The sequence below is a fragment of the Nocardiopsis sp. NRRL B-16309 genome, assembly GCF_001279585.1.
Classification (GTDB): Bacteria; Actinomycetota; Actinomycetes; order Streptosporangiales; family Streptosporangiaceae; genus Nocardiopsis.
In genome coordinates this window covers 206,448-227,401 of sequence record NZ_LGEC01000103.1, presented here as the reverse complement: position 1 = coordinate 227,401, position 20,954 = coordinate 206,448, and the positions used below count along the sequence as shown (strand labels likewise).

Annotated in this window: 20 protein-coding genes; 11 read left to right on the top strand and 9 right to left on the bottom strand. The window is 72.7% G+C overall.

Annotated elements, in window-relative coordinates:
* Window positions 1–168: 168 nt before the first annotated feature.
* A complete protein-coding gene (locus tag ADL05_RS24155; protein WP_053619294.1) occupies window positions 169–1,056 on the bottom strand; it encodes a S9 family peptidase in 888 nt (295 codons plus the stop codon).
* A complete protein-coding gene (locus ADL05_RS24150) occupies window positions 1,050–1,640 on the bottom strand; it encodes a TetR/AcrR family transcriptional regulator (protein WP_053619320.1) in 591 nt (196 codons plus the stop codon). The genes ADL05_RS24155 and ADL05_RS24150 overlap by 7 nt, the downstream gene beginning before the upstream one ends.
* Window positions 1,641–2,033: 393 nt before the next feature.
* Here ADL05_RS24150 and ADL05_RS24145 point away from each other — a divergent pair, with 393 nt between their 5' ends.
* Both ADL05_RS24145 and add read left to right on the top strand, forming a co-directional pair.
* Window positions 2,034–3,494 carry an aldehyde dehydrogenase (NADP(+)) gene (locus tag ADL05_RS24145; protein WP_053619293.1) on the top strand — a complete coding sequence of 487 codons (1,461 nt, stop codon included), beginning with the start codon at window positions 2,034–2,036 and terminating at the stop codon, window positions 3,492–3,494.
* Between the two features lie 328 nt (window positions 3,495–3,822).
* Window positions 3,823–4,866 carry an adenosine deaminase gene (add, locus tag ADL05_RS24140; protein WP_053619292.1) on the top strand — a complete coding sequence of 348 codons (1,044 nt, stop codon included), beginning with the start codon at window positions 3,823–3,825 and terminating at the stop codon, window positions 4,864–4,866.
* 144 nt (window positions 4,867–5,010) lie between these two features.
* Here the strand turns inward: add and ADL05_RS24135 are convergent, their stop codons facing one another.
* The gene (locus ADL05_RS24135) at window positions 5,011–6,147 is read right to left on the bottom strand and encodes a CapA family protein (RefSeq protein WP_053619291.1); all 1,137 of its coding nucleotides are present in this window, start codon (window positions 6,145–6,147) and stop codon (window positions 5,011–5,013) included.
* A gap of 1,005 nt (window positions 6,148–7,152) precedes the next feature.
* Here ADL05_RS24135 and ADL05_RS24130 point away from each other — a divergent pair.
* From ADL05_RS24130 to ADL05_RS24100, 7 genes are all read left to right on the top strand, one after another.
* Window positions 7,153–8,238, top strand: a complete 1,086-nt coding sequence (locus ADL05_RS24130) for a chaplin family protein (protein ID WP_053619290.1) — start codon at window positions 7,153–7,155, stop codon at window positions 8,236–8,238.
* A 183-nt stretch (window positions 8,239–8,421) separates the two neighbouring features.
* Window positions 8,422–9,354: an SURF1 family protein gene (locus ADL05_RS24125; protein WP_053619289.1), complete on the top strand. Its 933-nt coding sequence runs from the start codon at window positions 8,422–8,424 to the stop codon at window positions 9,352–9,354.
* A 67-nt stretch (window positions 9,355–9,421) separates the two neighbouring features.
* Complete coding sequence (locus ADL05_RS24120) at window positions 9,422–10,216, top strand: class I SAM-dependent methyltransferase (RefSeq protein WP_053619319.1); 795 nt, start codon at window positions 9,422–9,424, stop codon at window positions 10,214–10,216.
* Window positions 10,217–10,310: 94 nt separating this feature from the next.
* The gene (locus tag ADL05_RS24115) at window positions 10,311–10,562 is read left to right on the top strand and encodes a Smr/MutS family protein (RefSeq protein ID WP_053619288.1); all 252 of its coding nucleotides are present in this window, start codon (window positions 10,311–10,313) and stop codon (window positions 10,560–10,562) included.
* Between the two features lie 91 nt (window positions 10,563–10,653).
* Window positions 10,654–10,983, top strand: coding sequence for a hypothetical protein (locus ADL05_RS24110; protein WP_053619287.1), 330 nt, complete (start codon window positions 10,654–10,656; stop codon window positions 10,981–10,983).
* Entirely contained in the window at window positions 10,980–11,465 is a 486-nt protein-coding gene (locus ADL05_RS24105) for a hypothetical protein (RefSeq protein ID WP_053619286.1), read from the top strand. Before ADL05_RS24110 ends, ADL05_RS24105 begins: the two co-directional genes overlap by 4 nt.
* A gap of 183 nt (window positions 11,466–11,648) precedes the next feature.
* Window positions 11,649–12,764 (top strand): kelch repeat-containing protein, encoded by a 1,116-nt coding sequence (locus tag ADL05_RS24100; RefSeq protein ID WP_053619285.1) that lies wholly within the window; start codon window positions 11,649–11,651, stop codon window positions 12,762–12,764.
* Between the two features lie 78 nt (window positions 12,765–12,842).
* On the opposite strand, the gene ADL05_RS24095 is transcribed toward ADL05_RS24100, so the two are convergent.
* Both ADL05_RS24095 and ADL05_RS24090 read right to left on the bottom strand, forming a co-directional pair.
* Complete coding sequence (locus ADL05_RS24095) at window positions 12,843–14,234, bottom strand: alpha/beta hydrolase domain-containing protein (protein WP_053619284.1); 1,392 nt, start codon at window positions 14,232–14,234, stop codon at window positions 12,843–12,845.
* Window positions 14,235–14,396: 162 nt separating this feature from the next.
* Window positions 14,397–15,278, bottom strand: a complete 882-nt coding sequence (locus tag ADL05_RS24090) for a helix-turn-helix transcriptional regulator (RefSeq protein WP_053619283.1) — start codon at window positions 15,276–15,278, stop codon at window positions 14,397–14,399.
* A 121-nt stretch (window positions 15,279–15,399) separates the two neighbouring features.
* On the opposite strand from ADL05_RS24090, the gene ADL05_RS24085 reads away from it, so the two are divergent.
* Entirely contained in the window at window positions 15,400–16,428 is a 1,029-nt protein-coding gene (locus tag ADL05_RS24085) for an aldo/keto reductase (protein WP_053619282.1), read from the top strand.
* 196 nt (window positions 16,429–16,624) lie between these two features.
* On the opposite strand, the gene ADL05_RS24080 is transcribed toward ADL05_RS24085, so the two are convergent.
* The 3 genes from ADL05_RS24080 to ADL05_RS24070 all read right to left on the bottom strand — a co-directional run bounded on the left by ADL05_RS24080 (window position 16,625) and on the right by ADL05_RS24070 (window position 18,220).
* Window positions 16,625–17,458: an enoyl-CoA hydratase/isomerase family protein gene (locus tag ADL05_RS24080; RefSeq protein ID WP_053619281.1), complete on the bottom strand. Its 834-nt coding sequence runs from the start codon at window positions 17,456–17,458 to the stop codon at window positions 16,625–16,627.
* Between the two features lie 102 nt (window positions 17,459–17,560).
* Window positions 17,561–17,827 (bottom strand): hypothetical protein, encoded by a 267-nt coding sequence (locus ADL05_RS24075; protein ID WP_053619280.1) that lies wholly within the window; start codon window positions 17,825–17,827, stop codon window positions 17,561–17,563.
* 141 nt (window positions 17,828–17,968) lie between these two features.
* On the bottom strand, window positions 17,969–18,220 hold the full coding sequence (locus ADL05_RS24070) for a hypothetical protein (RefSeq protein ID WP_156365998.1): 252 nt from the start codon (window positions 18,218–18,220) through the stop codon (window positions 17,969–17,971).
* 305 nt (window positions 18,221–18,525) lie between these two features.
* On the opposite strand from ADL05_RS24070, the gene ADL05_RS24065 reads away from it, so the two are divergent.
* Window positions 18,526–19,320 (top strand): VOC family protein, encoded by a 795-nt coding sequence (locus tag ADL05_RS24065; protein WP_053619278.1) that lies wholly within the window; start codon window positions 18,526–18,528, stop codon window positions 19,318–19,320.
* Window positions 19,321–19,381: 61 nt separating this feature from the next.
* Here ADL05_RS24065 and ADL05_RS24060 read toward each other — a convergent pair whose 3' ends face one another.
* Entirely contained in the window at window positions 19,382–20,953 is a 1,572-nt protein-coding gene (locus ADL05_RS24060) for a long-chain-fatty-acid--CoA ligase (RefSeq protein ID WP_053619277.1), read from the bottom strand.
* Between the last annotated feature and the right edge of the window lies 1 nt (window position 20,954).

The following is a 20,954-nucleotide window of genomic DNA, read 5'->3' as shown; positions in this document are numbered from 1 at the left end:
CAGGTGGACCGCGGTGCGCGGCCGCTCCTGGATGATCCCATGGAACGCGTACCAACTGTCGCGACGGCATCGGCCAGACGGATACCGGGAGAGGTCGCGCCGTGCTCGCGGTGAACGATGGGTGTCGCACGGGGCCGGGGTGCGAACAGCGGGCGGCCGGAGGGCGGATCAGGCGTCGGCGGTCGCCTGGACCTGGGCGGAAGAGGTGAGGTGGAGGTGGAACCACTCGGTCAGCGCGCGGTCGGTGAGGACTCCGGCCGGGGTGAGCGGTCCGGGTTCCAGTCCTGGTTCCGGTCCGATCGCGTGGGCCAGATCCGGAACCACGATGTGACGGAGTGCATGCTCGTCGCCGTGGTCGGCCCGGGCGCCGCTCAGGGCGTCGTGCAGGGCCTGGCCGTGCTGGGGCGGGACGACGGGGTCCTGGCGTCCGGTGACGACGAGGAGGGGGACCCGGTTGCGGGCGATCTCGCCCGCGCGGGTGGTGAAGTCCAGCCAGCCGCGCACCTGTCGGGCCTGTTCGGTCCAGGTGTAGGGGGCGCCGGTGCGTTCCTCGCGGGCGGCGATGACCAGGGCGGGGTCGACGACGGGGTTGATGACCGCGGCGGCCCCTACGGGCAGGGTGTCGTCGGCCAGGGCCAGGAGCGCGGCGGAGGCGCCGGCTCCGACGCCGACCAGGCCGACGGGGTCGTCGGTGACGGGGAAGAGCGTGCGCAGTTCGGCGGTGACGCGGCGCAGTTCGGCGGCGGCCTGCTCGACCACGGGGCCGAAGAGTTCGACCAGGTAGTCGCGTTCGCCGAGCCGGTTGATCTCGGTGACGCCGCCCTCGGGCAGGCGGGCCCCGAACAGCGGCAGGCCGAGGTAGACGCGCCAGGCGGGGAGCGGGGCCATGGGGACGGCTCCGGCGAGCGCCGACTCACTGCGCGGCGGCTCGAAGGCGTGCAGTCCCAGGACGAGGGGTGCGGGGACCCGGCCGTCGGCGGGCGGCAGGGCGAGGTAGGGGACCCCGGCCGCGGTCCCGGTGACGGGTCGGGTGAGTGCGCTTGCGTCGGCTACCAAGGATGGTCGCCTCCGGTTCGTACGGAGTAGTTGGACAGGTAACTGCTGACCAGGCGTTTGGCCTCGGTGATGAGGTCGGGGTCGCCGTCGGCGTCGTCGCGGAAGGCGAGTTTGAGGACGGCGTCGGCCGCTTCGACGGCGACGTTGACCGCCCGGTCCAGTTGATCATCATCGGGGATGCCTGTGACGGAAACGATGATCCGGCGCAGGCGCACGGAGATGACGCGGTTGTTCTCGGCCCCTCCGTTGAGCAGCCGGGTGTCGACGATGTCGCCGAAGTGCAGGCTGCGGAAGCCGGGCACGTTGCGGTGCATGTCGATGTACTCGTCGATGACGGTGTCGACGGCGCCGGTCCAGTGGGTGAAGGAGGCGTCGGCCAGGCGTTCGGTGACGCGCGCGCTGAACTGGTCCAGGTAGCGCAGGCCGAGGGCCTGGGTGATGGCCTTCTTGTCCGGGAAGAACTGGTAGACCGAGCCGATCGCGACGCCGGCGCGTTCGGCGATGCGGGTGGTGGAGAGGTTGTCGTAGCCGACCTCGTCGAGGAGGTCGGCGCAGCAGTCGAGCATGCGCTGGACCCGCAGCATGCTGCGCTGCTGGGCGGGCAGGCGGCGGAGCGGCGCCTGTGCGAAGGCGAGTTCGTCCGGCGCGGTGCCGACGGGCCCGCGGCTGTCGCGTGACACGTCGGGCCCGTCCGTCGCGCCTGTGGACCGCCGGGGCCGTGGGGGCGTTGTGCTTCGGGAGTTTGTCGTCACACCACCTATGATGCCTTTCCGGATTCACCTGGTTCCGGGGAAAATCCAGTTTCGTTCCGGAAGCGGCCGACGCGGGTGCCGCGAGGCCGGTGATCCGGGGTTTCGTGCCGGGAGTCAGATGTGCGGGAGTCCGTGCCGTCCGGTTGGATAGCGCTTTCCAAAGAGGGGCGTGGCATGGTTGGATCGTGCCCGAGGCAGTGCACACACGTCCCAGGAGGATGAGGCATGACCACCGTCCCGCCCGACACCACGCCGGAAGAACTCGACGCCGCCCTCACCCGGGCGTCCGCCGCCGCGCCCCTGCTGGCCGGCCTCGCGCCGGGCGAGCGCGCCGCGCTCATGGAGGCCGTCGCGACCGCCCTGGACGAGGCCGCCGACGAGCTCGTCCCCCTCGCGATGGAGGAGGCCCACTACCCGGAGGCGCGCTGCCGCGGCGAACTGGGCCGCACCACCTTCCAGCTGCGCGAGTTCGCCGAACTGCTCCGGGACGGCTCCTACCTGGAGGTGGCCGTCGACCCGGCCGACCCGGAGTGGGGCACGCCCCGCCCGGACGTGCGCCGCGTCCTGGTCCCGCTCGGCCCGGTCGTGGTGTTCGGCGCCAGCAACTTCCCCTTCGCCTTCGCCACCGCGGGCGGAGACACCGCCTCCGCCCTGGCCGCGGGCTGCCCCGTCGTGGCCAAGGCGCACCCCGGCCACCCGAAGCTGGCCCAGCGCACGGCCGAGATCGTCGTCGCCGCGCTCGCCGGGGCCGGGGCCCCCGAGGGCGCCTTCGGCCTCGTCCACGGTGTGGAGGCCGGGCGCCAGGCCGTTCTGCACCCGCTCACCCGGGCCGTCGGCTTCACCGGGTCCATCCCCGGCGGTCGGGCCCTGTTCGACCTGGCCGCCTCGCGTCCGGACCCGATCCCGTTCTACGGCGAGCTGGGCAGCGTGAACCCGGTGTTCGTCACCCGCGCCGCCATGGCCGCGCGCGGCGACGAGGTCCTCAAGGGCTACGCGGAGTCGGCCAACATGGGGGCGGGGCAGTTCTGCACCAAGCCCGGGGTCGTCTTCGTTCCGGAGGACACCAAGCTCGACGCCCTCGTCGAGGACTTCGCCGGGCGCGGCGCGTCCTCACTGCTCAACGACCGTGTCGCCGAGGGCTTCGACCGCGTGCTGGGCGGGCTCGTGGAGCACCCGGCCACCGAGGTGCTGGTGCGGGGGACCCGGACCGGCGACGGCTGGTCGCCCTCGCTGCTCCGCACCGACCTCGACTCCCTGCTGGAGAACGCCGACTCCCTGCTGGAGGAGTGCTTCGGCCCCGCCACGCTCCTGGTGACCTACGCCGACGAGCGGCGGCTGCTGGAGGCCTCGGGTGTGCTCAAGGGCCAGCTCACGGTCACCGTCCACGGCGAGGAGGACGACGCGGTGGCCCCCGCGCTGCTGGCGCTGGGCGCCTCGGTGGCCGGCCGCGTGGTGTGGAACGGCTGGCCGACCGGCGTGGCCGTCACGCACGCGATGACGCACGGCGGCCCCTACCCGGCGACCACCGCGCCCCTGCACACGTCCGTGGGCACCACCGCGATCCGCCGCTTCCTGCGCCCGGTCACCTACCAGTCCGTCCCGCAGGCACTGCTGCCGGCGGTGCTGCGCGACGACAACCCGCTGGGCGTGCCCCGCCGGATCAACGGGGCGCACCCGACCGTGTGACCCGGTCGCGCCCCCGCCGGCACCGGCGGAGCCTGTCCGTCGGCGGAGCGCTTCCGTTCGAGTGAGCCGTCCATGTGGCGCGTCGGATCGACGGGGCGTACTCGTTCGGGCGGTGCGGCCGCGCGGGCCGTCGGTGCGTACCCGTCCGGGTGGCGTGGCCGGTCCCGTCCCCCGGTCCCGCCCTCCGGCCGTGGCGGGCGGGACCGGACGCTTCGCCGGGCGTCACCGCGGTGCCCTCCGGACAGGCCGGCGCGGGCTTTCTGACCGGCCGGTGTGAGCTTGCCGGCCAGGGCTTGGGAGCGCTGCCGCGCGCGCGTAGTCTCGCGCCATGGACACCGAACCCGCCCCTACGGGCGTCGAAGCACTCGTCCGGGACCTGCCGAAGGTGGAGCTGCACGTCCACCTGGAGGGGTCCATGCCGGCCGAGACCCTGTTCGAGCTGGCCGGGCGGCACGGAGTGCGCGAACTGCCGGACACCCTGGAGAAGCTGCGCGCGTGGTACGCGTTCACCGACTTCCCGCACTTCGTCGAGGTGTACCTGGCCTCGGTGGCGACCCTGCGCGAGGAGGAGGACTTCGCCCTCCTGGCGTCGGTGGTCGCCCGGCGGCTGGCCGCCCAGAACGTGCGCTACGCCGAGCTGCACGTCAGCCTGTACGCGCACCTGATGCGCGGTGTCCCGGCCCGGGTGGTCTTCGACGGCATCGAGAAGGCGCGGATGGAGGCGGAGCGCGAGCACGGCATCCAGTTGCGCTGGATCCCGGACTTCCCCGCCGACTTCGGGGTGGAGTGCGCCGAGGCGACCGTCGAGGCGGTGCTGGCGGACGGGCCGCCGAGCGTGGTCGGTTTCGGGGTGGGCGGGGTGGAGACCCCGCTGGGGCAGTACGCGGACGTCTTCGGGCGGGCGCGCGCGGCCGGACTGGCGAGCCTGCCGCACGCCGGGGAGCACGGCGGGCCGGAGCGGGTGCGCGAGGCCCTGGACGTGCTCGGCGCGGAGCGGATCGGGCACGGTATCGACTCGATGAAGGACGACGCCCTGGTCGACCGCCTGGTGAGCGAACAGGTGCCGGTGGACGTGAGCCCGACCTCGAACCTGTGCACCCGCGCCGTGGCGGACCTGTCGGAGCACCCGTTGCCGCGCATGCTGGACGCGGGGTTGTTCGTCACCCTCAACAGCGACGACCCGACCATGTTCGGCAGCGACCTGAGCCAGGAGTACCTGGCGGCGCACCGGATGGGGCTCGGCGCCGATGACCTCGTGCGGCTGGCCGCCAACGGTGTGCGGGCCTCCTACCTGGGAGCGGCCCGGCGCCGGGCGCTGCTGGCGGAGATCGACACCGTCGCGGTCCGGCACGGCGCGGCCCCCGTGCTGTAGGCGCGGGGCTGGGCGGCGCCCCGGAAGCCGTGGGGCCGACCGGGGGCGGCGGTCGTGTGCGGGCGGGCCGCACGCCGCACCTCGTCGTGCGGGCGACGGCCCGGCGACCGCTCGCTCACCCGGAGGGCTTCAGAGGAGCACTCCCTAAGCGGGGGAGTCGGTGAGCGGCAGGCCGCACTCGGTGCGCATGTCCACCCAGGTCTGGTGCGCCCGCTCGGCCGCCTCGCCCTCGTAGGGCACCGGCACGCCGCCCTGGATCTGGGCGGGGGCCCAGTCGGACTCGGTCACGCGGCCCTGGTCGAAGGTCAGGGTGAGCACGCCGGTCTCGGCGGTGGGCCCGCTGTAGTTGTAGAAGACGAAGTTGCCCAGGCCGTAGTGGACGTAGGAGTCACCGCTGAACCCGCCCGGGGAGAGCACGTGGGCGTGGCCGCCGACCACGGCGGTGGCGCCGGCCTCGATCAGGTCGTCGGCCAGGGCGGGGGCGTGCGGGAGGGGGCAGTGCGAGCCCTCCAGGCCCCAGTGCAGGAGCACCACGACGTTGTCGGCCTCGGCGGCGGCCTCGGAGACCGCCGTGAGCATCCGTTCCTTCATCTCGTTCTTGGTGGAGGCCAGGCCCGGCTTGCCCTCGCCCGCCGTCCACTCGGCCATGAGGTGGTCGTCCAGCACGTCGGTGGCGCCGAACATGGCCACGGTCTGGCCGTTCACCTCGGCGATGTGGGGGGCGTAGGCCTCGTCCGCGTCGCGTCCGGCACCGACCAGTTCGACGGGCGAGGCCTCGCCGTTCTCGAGGGTGTCGTTCAGGCCGTCGGTCCCGTAGTCCATGCCGTGGTTGTTCGCGACGCTGGCCACGTCGACGCCCGCCGCGTCCAGTGCCTCCAGCGAGCTGGCGGGGGCGCGGAACAGGAACTGCTTGCCGGGAGCGGGGGTGCCGCCCTCGGTCACCGCGGTCTCCAGGTTGACCATGGACAGGTCGGCGGCGGAGAGTTGTTCCGAGATGGGGTCGAGGGCGGTGGCCGGGTCGTTGAGACGTGACTCCAGGGCGCCTTCGAACATGGTGTCGCCGCCGAAGGCGATGGTGAACGGCTCCGTCGGTTCGGCGGCTTCGCTCTCCTGCGTCTCGGGCGCGGAGGCGGACTCCTCGGGCGAGACCGCCCCGACGGACTCGTCCGCGGGGTCGTCGCCGGAGGAGCAGGCGGTGACGAGCAGGACGAGGGCGAGTGCGGCGCTTCCGGTGGTGAGGGGCAGGCCGCGGCGGGGGGTCGGGGGTCCTACGGGGTGCATACGTGCTCCAGTGCGGGCGGGGAAACGGCGAGCGGGGTCCTCGTTCGTGTCTCAGGGTTAGGACGCGCGCTCGGCGTCTCCGGTTGGCCGTCGTGGTCGGACGAATGCCGCGAGGGCTTCGCCCTGCTGTCGTGTGACTACATTTTGTGATCAGTCTAATGCGGAAGGTCATGGAGTGCGGAAGGCGGCTCGGCGGGTCCGCGGCTCAGTGTTCCAGGCTAAGTGTTGTTGACCAGCGGTTTTGTCGCCCTTGGTGGGTGGATGTCCGAGTCGCCGCCATGGCGGGCGATGCGGGGTGGCGGGGAGTCCGCGGCGGTCGGCGGAGCGTGGTCCCTGGCGCCGCGGGAGGGGTGGACGGCCGCGCGAGGCGGCCCGGTTCGGCTGCGCGGAGGGCATCGGAGGTGACGCACGGTGACGAGGCGGGTGGGAGCGGGGGTCGGACACGGGGGAGGGGGCGGAGGCGGCCAGGGGGCGATTCTTCGCGTACGAGGCCTTTCCGGCAAAAGGTGTGACCCATCTGAGAAGAGGGAATTCCAGCTGTTTGTTCGCGGGGTTTGGGGCCAGGAGAGAACGAAGTTCATTCGTAGACCACGGGCGTACTCCGCGGAATTTTTTTCGCCAATAAAACTACCCTTTGCTTTCAGAGATCGACACTGAGTAGTTATCTGGAGGGCTGTGAGCTGTGTCAATAGCAAAGGGTAGTGAGGCGTACTCATATAGTGCTGACATGTCGGCGAGCCATTTTCTGAAACGGCTGGCACGCCGTCGGTGTCTTGCTAACGTTTCGGTCCATCGGCGGTTCACCGGGGGGATGACCCCATCGTGAGCCGCCGAAAGGGTCTTCCCGCCGTCTTGCCGTTTCCGGATGACGGACCCGCCGTGCCGTCCGGGTGCGAGGCCGAGTGTCACCGCGATGCGCGGTCACCGGATTCCCCCGCGGCCCCAGCGACGCCATGCACAGGCGCCGACTACCCGGCTGTCTTCCCTGAAAGGCTCCACAGCACTATGCGCAACACCTTCCGTTACTCCTTCGCCACGGTCCTGACCGCCGGGCTGGTGGTCGCCCCCCTGACGGCGGCCTTCGCCGACACCTCCACCGACGGCTCCGGCGGTGTGGGGAGTGGCAACCAGGTCGTCGTCCCGGCCGACGTCGAGGCCGACCTGTGCGGCAACTCGCTCGCCGTGCTGGGCATCTCCCAGGCGAAGTGCACCGAGGTCTCCGAGGTCCTCTACGAGAGCAGCGGCCAGGGCGGCCCCTCCACCGACGGTTCGGGCGGGGTGGCCAGCGGCAACCAGATCATCGTGCCGGTCGACGCCGCGCTGGACGCCTGCGGCAACGCCGTGGGCGTGGGCGGGGTGTCCGAGGCCGAGTGCGTTGAGGTGGTCGAGGTCCTGGAGGAGGAGTCCGAGTCCGGCGACGCGGCCACCACCAGCGGCTCGGGCGGGGTGGCCAGCGGCAACCAGATCATCGTGCCGGTCGACGTCGCGGTCGACGTCTGCGGCAACTCGGTGGCCATCCTGGGCAGCGCCAGCTCCACCTGCACCACGATCATCAACATCATCCAGTCCTCCCCCGAGAACGAGGGCGACGGCCCCTCCACCGACGGCTCGGGCGGGGTGGCCAGCGGCAACCAGGTCATCGTGCCGGTCGACGCCGCCGTCGACATCTGCGGCAACGCCGTGTCGGTCCTCGGGCTCGCCGAGGCGTCCTGCCTGGAGACGATCTCCGACGGCGGCGACGGTGACGAGGACGACGGCGGCGACGGCGGTGACGACGACAAGGACCAGGACCGCGACGAGGACGAGGACACCGACGACGGCGACAACGGTGGCGGGGACGGTGGCGACGACACCGACACCGACACCGGTGAGGAGGACGGTGGCAAGGACGGCGACGACTCCGGCACCGCCGACGAGCGTCCGGCCCCCGAGCCGCAGGCCGACGAGGAGCTCGCCGTGACCGGTAGCGCGCTGGGCGGCCTGGTCGCCGCCGGTGTGGCCGCGATCGGTGCCGGTGCCGCCGGCGTGTACTTCGCCCGCAAGCGTCGGGCCGCCGCGGCCGAGGGTGTTCCGGCCGGCGACGACGAGTAGGGCGCGACAGCAGCGTGGAGCGCGGCGCGTGAGCGTCGCGCGGTGCGGGGCCGCCGGTGACCGGCGGCCCCGTTCGCGTGTGTTCGGTGACCGGTCCGGCGCGGGTGCGCGGACCCGGCGCGCCGCGCCCACTGGGCCAGGGGCGGTGCGGGGCGGCCGGGAGCGTCTCATAACCTCGAAGACGTGCTCACAGTCCTGTTCTCACGACGCATGGTCGGCTTCCACCTGCTGGTCCTGGTGATCGTGCCCAGCTTCGTCTGGCTCGGCTTCTGGCAGCTGGACCGGTGGGAGACGCGCAGCGAGTCCGTGCGCCTGCAACAGGACAACGTGGCCGCGGAGCCGGTACCCGTCGAGGAGCTCACCGGGGTCGGCGAGGAGGTGTCGCCGCGGGACCGGTGGCGCACCGTCGAGGTGAGCGGTACGTGGGACACCGAGCACGAGCTGCTGCTGCGCAACCGCGACGGCTCCCGCGGGGTCGGCTTCCACGTGCTGACGCCGCTGGTCACCGAGGACGGGTCGGCCGTCCTGGTCAACCGCGGCTGGATCATGCGGGGCGACACCGCGCTGGACGTGCCGGAGGTCCCGCCGGCGCCCGAGGGCCCCGTGGAGATCGCCGGGCGCCTCCAGTTCACCGAGACCGAGGAGAACACCGGGCTCGCCAACCGCGACGGCCTGCCCGAGGGGCAGATCATGATCGTGGACGTGGACATGCTCGCCGAGCGGCTGCCCTACCCCGTTCACGGCGGGTACGTCGAGCTCACCGAACAGGACCCCGTGCCCGACCCCGCGCCGGAGCGGGTCGAGCTGCGGGAGGAGGACTCGGGCATGAGCCTGTCCTACGCCGTGCAGTGGTGGGTGTTCGCGGTCGTGGCGGTCGTGGGCTGGGTGGTCCTCATCCGCCGCGAGCTGCGCGACGCCCGCGCCGAGGAGGAGGGCGGTGAGCCGGGCGGCTCCGACGGTCCCGGTGGTTCGACGGGGTCCGGCGGTTCGGACGGCCCTGACGACTCCAGCGGTCGCGACGGTTCCAGCGGTCGCGACGGTTCCGAGGGCCCCGACGACTCCGCCGCCGCGGGCGCCGGAGCGATCGCCGAGGAGACCCGTGCCGGACGACGGTGAGCCCGCCGACCTGACCGGGGCCGCCGGCGGCGGCGCCTACCCGGCGCCCGGCCGGGTCGAGCGGCGGATGGTGGGCGCCGACGAGAGCGCCCGGGCCGGCCGGTGGTGGTGGGACGGCGCGGCCGACGCCTACCAGGCCGAGCACGGCGGCTTCCTCGGCGACGCGGACTTCGTGTGGTGCCCCGAGGGGCTGACCGAGGCCGAGGCGGGGCTGCTCGGAACCTGGGACCCGGCGGCGACGCGGTTCCTGGAGGTCGGGTGCGGGGCCGGTCAGTGCGGCCGGTGGCTGCGCGCCCGGGGCGCCCGCGAGGTGGTGGCGTTCGACCTGTCCCTGCGCCAGTTGCGGCACTCGCGCCGCCTCGACGACCGGACGGGGTACCGGCTGCCGACCGTGCAGGCCGACGCCCAGCGGCTCCCGTTCGCCGACGCCTCCTTCGACGTGGTCTTCTCCTCCTTCGGAGCCTTCCCCTTCGTGCCCTCGGCCGACGAGGCGCTGGCCGAGGCGGCGCGGGTGCTGCGGCCGGGCGGGCGCCTGGTGTTCTCGGTGACGCACCCGGTCCGCTGGGGCTTCCCCGACGACCCCACGGAGGAGGGGTTCACCGTCCACCAGTCCTACTTCGACCGGCGCGCGTACGTCGAGGAGGACGACCACGGCCACGCGGTCTACGTGGAGCACCACCACACCGTGGGCGACTGGGTGCGGGGGATCGCGGGCGCCGGGCTGGTCCTCCGGGACCTCGTGGAACCGGAGTGGCCCGAGGGGCATGACCGGGTGTGGGGCGGATGGGGCCCCGTGCGCGGCCGGATGATCCCGGGCACGGCGGTCTTCGTCGCGGTCAAGCCGGAGTCCGGCGGCCGGTAGGGGCGCGTTCGGCGCGGACCGGATGGTGTTCGAGCTGCGGCTGTGACCGCGGGGGCCGTATCATCCGGGGCAAGCGGACGCGGGAGGCGAAGCGATGCGGCTCAAGCTGGACCTGCACGACATCTTCAACAAGGGCCGGGACATCGACCGCGCCCTGAGCGAGATCATGGACGAGGCCGAGCGCACCAAGGCCAAGACCGTGGAGATCATTCCGGGCAAGGGGTCGGGCCAGTTGAAGAAGCGGGTCCTGCGCTTCCTCGACCGCAAGGACATCAAGGCCCGCTACCACCGCGTGGACAAGGACTCCAAGAACTTCGGCCGGCTGTTCGTGCACTTCAGGCACTGACGCGGGGGAGGCCCCACACGCGGCCAAGATGGCCACCGCCCAGGCACGAACGTGCTGGACAGAGGCGTAATACTCGTATTGCGCTGATGGCATGGCGAAGGTCCGAATCAGTATCAGCCTTGATCCCGACGCGGCGGAGCGTGTCAGGTCGCACGCGGACCGCGCGGGGATGGACGTGTCGTCCTACCTGGTCAACGCCGCGATCCGACAGATGGCCGAGGCCGAAGCGGCAGAGGCGGAGTTCGCGGGTGTCGACGCGCTCATCGCCGACGCCGAGGAACGAGCCGAGCCCCACGGACCCATCGACGAGGCGGGCGATGACTCTCTGAGCGCGGATGAGCGCCGGGAGGTGGATGAGGCGATGCGCCTGGTCTACGGTGCCGGAGAAGCCCAGGCCCGCAAGCGGGGCGAGGTGGCGTGAGCACCCGTGTGCCCGTCTACGACACGGGGATGCTCATCGCACTGGCGGCACGCAGGGCCAAGGCGGTCCAGATGCACCGAGGGCTCGCACGGTCTTCACACCGTCCCGTGGTCCCCGGTCCCGTCCTGGCTCAGGTATGGCGTCCGGATCCGGCGACCGTGCACGCCATGAGTGCGGTCCTGAGGGAGTGCACCGTTCCCCGAGCCAGGTCATCTCCACCAGCGCTGCGGCCCACCGGTGCGGGGCAGGCGGAGTGCATCGCGTGCGCGGCCGCTCCGGACACCACCGACTGGCGGCGTGTCGGTGCGGTCCTGGGCGTGGCGGCCCTCCCGGCGAAGAAGCGCCCGGACGCGGTGGACGCCCTCGTCACCTGGACGGCCGTGAAGCACCGCAGTGCCGTGGTGTTCACCAGTGATCCGGGGGACATCGCCGCCTACCTGGACGCGATCGGTACCGACGACGTGCACCTGGTCGCGGTCTGAGCCCCATGGCTCGGTCTCGCTGTTGACGGAGCTGTGGTCGTCGGAAGCGTCCTGGCCGTTTGTGCGTGCACTTCAGGCACTGACTCCCGGCGGATGCGCGGGGCCGCTGCCCGACCGCACCCGGAGTCCCTGGTAGCGTCCGCCTGCCTCCGAACATCCCCCATCGAACGCTGGAGCGAGCGAATGCGAGTCACAGGCCGGTCGGCGTTCACCGCGACCTGCCTCGCGGCGGCGGCCCTGGCGGCCACCGGCTGCACCGCGGCCGAGACCCCGGAGTGGGATGTGGCCGTCTCCGTCGGTGAGCTGCCCCCGGGGCCCTTCGGCACCCGTGTGGACCACAGCATCGTGTGGACCGGTGCGGAACTGTTCGTCTGGGGCGGAAGCGGTGGGGAGCGGGGCGGCCTTCACGCCGACGGTGCCGCCTACGCCCCGGACACCGGTTCCTGGCGTGTGATCGCGGACGCGGACCTGGCACCGCGTACCCGTCACACCACCGTGGCCCTCGGGGACGGGCGGGTGCTCGTCTGGGGCGGTACCACCGCCACGCACTCGGGGGACGAGGACGGCCTCATGGCGAGGGACGGCGCGGTCTACGACCCCGGGTCCGACTCCTGGGAGCCGATCGCGGACGCTCCGGAGGCGAGGCACCTGGCGCCGGCGACCGAGGTGGGCGACCACGTCGTCTTCGGGGGAGGCGGCTACCGGGGCGACCTCCTGGTGTACTCGCTGGAGGAGGACGCCTGGGACTCCGTCGCCGTGACCGGTGTCGGAGAGTGGTTCCGCGTCTTCGACCTGGCGGCCGTCGACGACGAGGTCGTCCTGGCCGGTGCCACGTTCGAGCGGATGTTCACCGGGCGGTTCCGGATCGGCGACCCGAGCGCGCCCCTGGTCGAGTTCGTGGACGTCGAGGACGTGGGCGGGATGTACATCGGGCTGGCGGCCCTCCCGGGGGACGGGGTGGTCCTGGCGGTCGAGGAGAGCAGGCAGGGCCGCCTGTACGAGCTCGACGGCCGGGGACGGACCGCGACCGCGCACGAGGCCGCGTCCTTCCACCCGCCGGTGCACACGGTCGCCTTCCCCCTCCTGACGGGCGAGATGGAGTTCGTGGAGGGGCTGGGCGTGGTCGCGACCAACGCCGGTGAGTTCAGCCTGTGGAACGCGGACACAGGCCTCACCCACCGGTCCGTGAGCGGAGAACTCGACGGCTACTGCGGCCCCGTCGAACCCGTCGGCGCGGACGTCCTGATCGGTTGGGGCGGCCGATGCGAGACCGGCCGGATCAGGATCGACGTGACCTGACCCGTGCCTTGTGCGGCATTCCGGGCGCGCGGCCGCCAGGTTGCCTCTCGCCGCACCTCTGCGCTCGTGCGGTCGGCGTCACCACCAGGGGTGGTCGGTCCGAAAGGCGGCGACGCGGGACGCGCGGGCGTCCTCCCGCAGGACGAAGCCGTCGTGACGGGCGTGGTTCACGGCGTGGTTGACCCGCCACACGTACGCGCCGCGCCGGGGGTACAGCTCCTCCAGGGTCTCCTCGGAGAAGGGGACGTGCGCGCCCATGAGCACGCAGAACGGGTCGCCGGTGTTCGTGCCCTGGTTGAGCGCCGTGGCGACCTCGTGCTCCGGCAGGCGGATCCCGCCGAGCCGGTTGCCGTGCTCGTCGCGGCTCGGGCTCGTGGCGTCCTCCCACTCCAGCCGCGGGGCGGCCGGAGGCGCGGTGCCGTCCTCGACCCAGTCCACCAGGTGGTCGTAGGCCGAGTTCAGCACGTGGTGGAACGGGATGCGGCTCAGCGGGGGGCGGTCGCACCGCTGCGGTTCGCTGCCCGGGTTCTCGCGGGCGATGAGCGGGGCGAAGGTGAGGTACTCGTGGGCGCCGACGTGCGCGGTGCCGGCCACCTCCCACCGGCGGTAGTACTCCGAGTCCGGCTCCTGGCTCTGGGCGCGCAGCCGGACGTCGGTCTCCGCCATGAGCCGCATGACCGGCGTGGTGCCCTCGTCCAGCCCGCCGGGGGCGCCGTGGACCATGAAGCCGTCGACGGCCCCGTGGGCCGGATGGACCGCGTTGTGGTAGCCGATGAGGTAGCGGGCCGACTGGGAGTGGCCGGTGGCGATGACCGTGTCGACGTCGAAGCCGGGCAGCGGGTCGACGCCCTCGGGCGAGCGCAGGGTCCGCGCGGTCTGGGAGTAGATGTCGAACGCCGGGGCGTCGCCCGGTTCGCCGCCGCCGACGCCCAGTTCGCCGTAGCGCTCGGAGTCCCACGCGCGCAGCGCGTCGATCCCGACCCGCTGGGCGGAGAGGCCGACCCAGACGTGGCCCTCGCGCATGAAGTAGTCGTTGGACAGGAACCAGTCGATCTCGATGTCCTGCCCGAAGCTCACGTTGTTCCACTCCAGGAACGCGGTCCCGGTGGAGTCGCGGGCGTCCGCGGGGCGCCGGACCACCATCCGGGTGGTGTAGGGGGACGCGCCGGTCACCTCGCCGGTCGTGGGGTCGTAGTGCTCGGCGGTGCCCTCCAGGAGGAACTCCTCCTCGACGTAGCCGTACGCGTCGAGGTCGACCTCCACGGACTCGCCCGCCTCGATCGGGGGCGCCTCGGGTCCGTCGGCGGACATGAACGGGTAGGAGTCGTCGGTGACGGGGATCGGACCGGAGACGGTGGCGGCGGGCCCGTCGAGGGGTTCCGAGCGGGCGGGTTGGGCGAGGACCAGGACCGAGACGACGGCCAGACCGGTCGCGGCGGCGCCGAGGCGCAGGGGGGTGCGGGAACTCATCCGTGACGACCTTCGGGTAGCTCGATGATGCCGGAAAGGCTAGGGCGGGGCCCGTGGCCCGACAAGGAGTCCTGGGCGCCCTTCGCCGCCACCGGACGAGAACGCGTGAATCCACCGATGGGCGCCCCCGGCGCGCGGTTCGCCGCCACGGGGCGGTCCGGCTCACCGCCCCGCGGCGGGGGCGGGGGTGCGGGCGAGCGCAGCGAGGCGCTCCTCGGAGGGCGATCCCGGGTCGGCGCAGTAGGTCATGAGGATCTGGCCGGAGTCGCCGGGCAGGACGGCCTTCGAGTAGTGCAGGTCCAGCTCGCCCACCTCCGGGTGCAGGATCCGGTGGACGCCGAACGGGTGCTCCCTCACCTCGGCCTGCTCCCACAGCTCGGCGAAGCGCGGGCTCCGCCGCCGCAGGTCCATGACCACCGCGCACAGCCGCGGGTCGTCGGGGTCGCGGCCCGACTCCACGCGCAGCTTGGCGACCAGGGCGCGGCGCATCGACTCGGGATCGGCGTGCAGGCCCGCGGCCGCGGTGTCGCCGAAGACCATCCTCGCCAGGTTGAGCTCCGGCTCGGGCAGGTCGTCCACGCCCGGCCACAGGCGGCTCGTCATGCGGTTCCAGACCAGCAGGTCGAGCGAGCGGCCCAGCACCATCGCCGGGACCCGGTCCATGGCGTCGACGAGGGCGCTCAGCTCCGGGCGCACCTGGGGACGCGGCGCGTCCGGCGGCGCGCACCACCCGGAGCCGGTCGGCCCACCCGTCCTGCGGGCGCGGCCGTCGGCCAGGTTGTGCAGATAGCCGCGTTCGACCTCGGACATCAGGAGCGCCTCGGCGATGGCGTCCAGCACCGACGCCGACACCCGGCCGCCGCGTCCCTGCTCGATGCGCGTGTAGTAGTTCACGCTCACCCCGGCCCGCTGGGCGACCTCCTCCCGGCGCAGGCCGCGCACCCGGCGCCGGTTGACGCCCTCGGGCAGGCCGACGAGGTCGGGAGTGAGGAGGGCCCGCCGGTTCTTGAGGAACTGGCTGATCTCCGCGTCCGCGTTCACCATGGGCCCCAGTATCCACCGGCCCCGCCTGGTACTGCCAGACCCCGGTTGGAGCGGGCCTGGTCCGGTCCGGGACGTCCGGCCACCGTGGTGCCCACACCGACACCACGACGAGGGGATCGACATGGAGCGGCGCACACTCGGCCGGACGGGGATCTCGGTCAGCGAGTACGGCCTCGGCACGATGATGCTCGGAGCCTGGGGGAACACCGACCACGACGACGCGGTCCGGATGGTGCACACCGCGCTGGACGCGGGGATCAACCTCGTGGACACCGCCGACATGTACTCCGACGGCGAGTCCGAGCGGATCGTCGGCCGGGCACTGAAGGGCCGCCGGGACGACGTGGTCCTGGCGACCAAGTTCCACAACCCGATGGGACCGGACCTCAACCACCGGGGCAACTCACGGCGCTGGATCATGCGAGCGGTCGAGGACAGCCTGCGGCGCCTGGAGACGGACTGGATCGACCTGTACCAGGTGCACCGGCCCGACCCGGAGACCGACATCGACGAGACGCTGTCGGCGCTGTCGGACCTGGTGCGCTCGGGCAAGGTCCGCGCGGTCGGCACGTCGACGTTCCCGGCGGAGGAGATCGTGGAGGCGCGGTGGACGGCCGCCGAACGCGGGCACGTGCCGCCGCGCAGCGAACAGCCGCCGTACTCCATCCTGGCGCGGGGCATCGAGCGCGACGTCCTGCCCACGGCCGCGCGGTACGGCATGGGCGTGCTGACGTGGAGCCCGCTGAGCGGGGGGTGGCTGTCGGGCCGCTACGGCGGGCCGGGCGGCGCCGACCCCTCCTCGGCGCACCGCGGCGCGCTGCTGGCCCCGATGTTCGACCCGTCCGTGCCCGCCAACGCGGCCAAGCTCGCCGCGGTGGAGCGGCTGCACGGGGTCGCGGCCGACGCGGGCCTGACGCTGCCCCACATGGCGACGGCGTTCGTGCGCGAGCACCCGGCCGTGACCTCGGTGCTCATCGGGCCGCGCACGCACGAACAGCTGGAGGACCTGCTGGCGGGGGCCGACGTCCGGCTCGGCGGGGACGTCCTCGACCGGATCGACGAGATCGTGCCGCCGGGGACCGACGTCAGCCGCGACATGGTGTTCTACGAGCCGCCGTCGGTGACCGACAGGCGGCTGCGTCGCCGGTAGGACGCGGGGCCACCGGGGTGCGGGTCCGCCCGAGCGCGGGCCCGCCCGAGCGCGGGCCCGTCCGGGTGGCGCGCACGTCCGGGCGGTGGGCCCGGGCCCGTGGCCCGACAAGGAGTCCTTGGCGCCGTTCGCCGCCACCGGACGAGAACGCGTGAGTCCACCGACGGGTACGCCCCGGTCGCCTCGGTCGTCGGACTCAGGTGGGCGGGGACGTGAACCGGGCCGGGCGCCGCTCCAGGAACGCGGCGATGCCCTCGTGCAGGTCGCCGCTGCGCACGGCCTCCTCGTCCCAGCTCCGGACCAGCTCGGGTGTGAGCTCGCCCGCGCCGATCGCGTCGACGAGGCTCTTGGCCGCCCGCACGCTCACCTGGGAGCGCCCGCCGACGGTGGCGGCCAGCCCGGTGACGTGGTGGGCGAGCTCGGACTCGGGCACCACCTCGTCGAGCAGGCCGGTGCGCAGTGCCTCCTCGGCTCCGAGGAGGTCGGCGGTGAAGAGCAGCCGCTTGGCGGTGGACGGCCCGGCCAGGGCGACGATCCGACGCAGGGACGAGGCGGGGTAGACCACCCCGAGTTTGGCCGCCGGAACGCCCATGCGGGTGCGCGGCGTGCCGACGCGCAGATCGCAGGCGGTCGCGAGCAGGCAGCCGCCGCCCACGCACAGGCCGTCCACCATGGCGATGGTGGGTTTGGGGAAGGCAGCCAGGGCCTCGCCCGCGGCCTCGGCGAGGCGGTCGTCGAGCACCCGCGCCCCGGCCGCCTCGACGTCGACGGCACCGTCACCGCCGACCGCGCCCGCGGTGGCCTGGGCGTCCGCGGTGAGTTCGGAGATGTCGGCGCCCGCGCAGAAGTCCGGCCCCGCTCCGGTCAGGACCACCACCCGGACGGAGGGGTCCTTCGCCAGGGGCTCCAGCAACCGGGGCAGCAGGCCCCACATGTGCGCGGTCATCGCGTTCTTGCGACGCGGGTGGTCGATGCGCAGGGTGGCCGTGGTGCCGGAGGTGGTGAGGTCGATGGTGGGTGCGGTGGACATCGGTTCGCTTCCTCGGGGAGGGGACGCCCGGGTCGGGTCCGGGCGCTCCCATGCTCCACCAGTGCCTATGCGCCGACGCGCGCGGGCCCCGCCGCAGCCGTCCTAGAGATAGGTCTCCATGCCCGGGACGAGTCCGAGGAGGAAGGCGGTCGCGGCGATGACGAGCGTGATGCCCACACCGACGCCGAAGGCGATCCAGGCGGCGCGGGTGAGCCTGGCCTCCGCGCGCGAGTCGTCGGTCTTGTTCAACGCCATGGCGGCGAGCACGATCATGACGATGCCGACCACCGGGTTGCAGCACACGGTCAGGAAGATGCCCGTGATGAGCGCGGCGAGCGGGTTGGCGGACTGGGCGGAGTCCGAGGTCATGGTCCGGCCCTTCGGTCGAGGCGTGGAACACCGTCGTCAAGGCTGTGCGCGCTGGTCCTGGCACCGCACGTGTCGGCCTCCGTTCGGGAGGACGCGCCAGGCGCGGCGGCCGGCGGTGTCCCGCCGTGTTCGCGCGCGCCCCTACACGGGCCTCTCCCACCACGGAACGAACGCCAGCGCGATGGCGACGGCGGCGATGAGGACCGTGAGGATCATGCCGGCCGCGAAGGCGAACCAGGCGTAGCGCGTGAACTTGGCCTGTTCGGGTGAGCCGTCGGGCCTCCTCATGGCCATGGCGGCGAGCACGATCATGACGATGCCGATGAACGGGTTGAAGCACAGCGTCAGGAAGACGGCCGCGATCAGTGCCGCGGTCGGATTGACGGACTTCACGGGTTCCGAGGCCAAGGTGTTCCGCCCTCCAGCCGGCGCGTCGAGCACTGGGTGGTTTCTCCTGGTCAGCGACACCATACGTCGTGTCATGTGCCGGGCCGGGCGCGCCACGCGGCGGAGGCCCGCTTCGGTCGGCCGCACCCGGCCCCGGTGGTGGCCCCTCGCACCGGCGCCCCCGCGGTGGCCCCTCGCCCCGGCCGGGCGCCGCTCGCACGGTTGCGGGAACTTTGCCGTGCGGGGGTCCTGCCTTGTCGCACCTGCGGGACAGACTGTGGTGGGCTTCACATTCGACCGAGGGGACCGTCATGATCACCACCGACTTCGTTCCGGGCTCACCCTGCTGGGTCGAGCTCAGCGCGTCGGACCTGCGGGCGTCGCTGGACTTCTATCACGGCCTGTTCGGCTGGGAGGCCGAGTCGGCCGGTCCCGACACCGGCGGCTACATGATCCTCCGGTCCGGCGGCAAAGCCGTGGGCGGCGCCGGACCGCTCATGGAGGAGGGGCAGCCGCCGGCCTGGACGATCTACTTCACCTCCACCGACGCCGCCGCCACGGCCCGGACGGTGGCCGAACTCGGGGGAACCGTCCACGTCGACGCGATGGACGTCATGGACATGGGCGTCATGTCGCACTTCAGCGACCCCCAGGGCGTGCACTTCGCGGTCTGGCAGCCGCTGTCCTTCCCCGGGATGGAGGTGGCAGACGAGCCCGGCAGCCTGGTGTGGGTGGAGCTGTGGACGCCCGACGACGAGGGCGCGAAGAAGTTCTACGGCGATCTCTTCGGGTGGAACTACACGGCCTTCGAACTGCCGGAGGGAGCCGGTACCTACCAGATGATCACGCCCCGGGGCCAGACGGAGGAGCGCATGCACGGCGGCCTGATGCAGGCCGACCCGCAGATGCTGGCACCGATGGGCGGCGGCGGTGACTGGCACCCCGTGTTCCACGCGGAGGACCCCGATACTGCCACGGCGAAGGTCGCGGAGACCGGCGGCCAGGTGTTCATGGGACCCGAGGACGCCGAGGGCGTCGGGCGCCTGTCCACCTGCGCCGACCCCGACGGCAACGTGTTCGTCCTGCTCAAGCCGTCGCCCATGTGAGCGGTGGGGCCCTCCTGCCACCACGGGAGGAGGGCCCGGGCCGCCCGCCAGGCGGTCGCCGCTACTGGCGGGAGACCGCCGAGGCCCCGCCCCGCAGCACGTACTTCTGGATCTTGCCCGTGGCGGTCTTGGGCAGTTGCGCCACGAACTCCACCTGGGTCGGCGCCTTGAAGTGCGCCATGGAGTCGCGCGCGAACGCGATCAGGTCCCGCTCGGTGACCGTGGCCCCGTCCCTGAGCACCACGCACGCGCGCGGGGTCTCGCCCCAGCGCTCGTGGGGCACGCCGACCACCGCCGCCTCCAACACGGCCGGGTGCCGCAGCAGGACCCCCTCCACCTCGACCGAGGAGATGTTCTCGCCGCCGGAGATGATGACGTCCTTGATCCGGTCCTGGATCTCCACGTAGCCGTCGGGGTGGGTGACGGCGGCGTCCCCGGTGTGGAACCAGCCGTCCCGCATGACCTGCTCGGTGGCCTCGGGGTCGTTGTAGTAGCCGCGCATGACGACGTTCCCGCGGACCGTGATCTCGCCGACGGTCGTGCCGTCCCAGGGGACCTCGGCGCCGGACCCGTCGACCACCCGCAGCTCGCCGGAGGTGATGAGCTCGACGCCCTGGCGGGCCTTGACGGCGGCCCGCTCGCGGGTGCCCAGCGGGGCGTGCTCGGGCCGGGGCTCGCACACGGTGATGAACGGCGCGGTCTCGGTCAGGCCGTAGACCTGGGTGACCGTCCACCCCAGGCCGTCCTCCAGGCGTTCGATGGTGTCGGCCGCCGGCGAGGCGCCCGCGGTGACCACGTTGACGCCCGGCGGGACGTCGCCGCGCACGTCCTTCGGGGTGTTCGAGAGCATGATGAGGACGGTGGGGGCCGCGCACATCCAGCCGATGCCCTCGGAGCGCACCAGCTCGTACACGGTGGCGGGGTCCATGGCCGGCAGGCACACATGGGCGGCGCCCGCCGCGGTCACCGTCCAGGTATAGGTCCAGCCGTTGGCGTGGAACATCGGCAGGGTCCACAGGTACCGCTCGCCGACCTCGATCCGCAGGTGGGTCAGGACGCCGACCGTGTTCATGTAGGCGTTGCGGTGGGTGATCATCACGCCCTTGGGGCGCGCGGTCGTTCCAGACGTGTAGTTGATGGTCAGCAGCTGGTTCTCGTCGATCTCCGCGCGCGGGAAGTCGGGAGAGGCGTCGGCGAGGAGGGCCTCGTAGTCCTCCCAGCCCGGACGCGCCCCCTCCAGGGCGACGAACCGCTCCACGCCCGGCATGCGGTCGCGCACCCCGTCGACGGTGTCGATCTGGTCGGCGTGCACGCACAGGACCTTCGCGCCGGAGTGGTTGACGATGTAGACGAAGTCGTCGGCGGCCAGACGGAAGTTGACGGGGACCAGGACGGCGCCCAGCTGCGGCACCGCGTAGAAGGACTCCAGCTGGGCGTGCGTGTTGGGGGCGATGTAGGCGACGCGGTCGCCGGGGGCCACGCCCAGGCCCGCCAGGACCGAGGACCAGCGGTCGCAGCGGTCGAAGAACTCCTCGTAGGTCAGGCGGAGGCCGCGGTCGACGACCGCCTCGCGGTCGCGGTACAGGCGGCGCGCGCGGCGGGCGAAGTCCAGGGGGGTGAGTGCGAGTTCCATC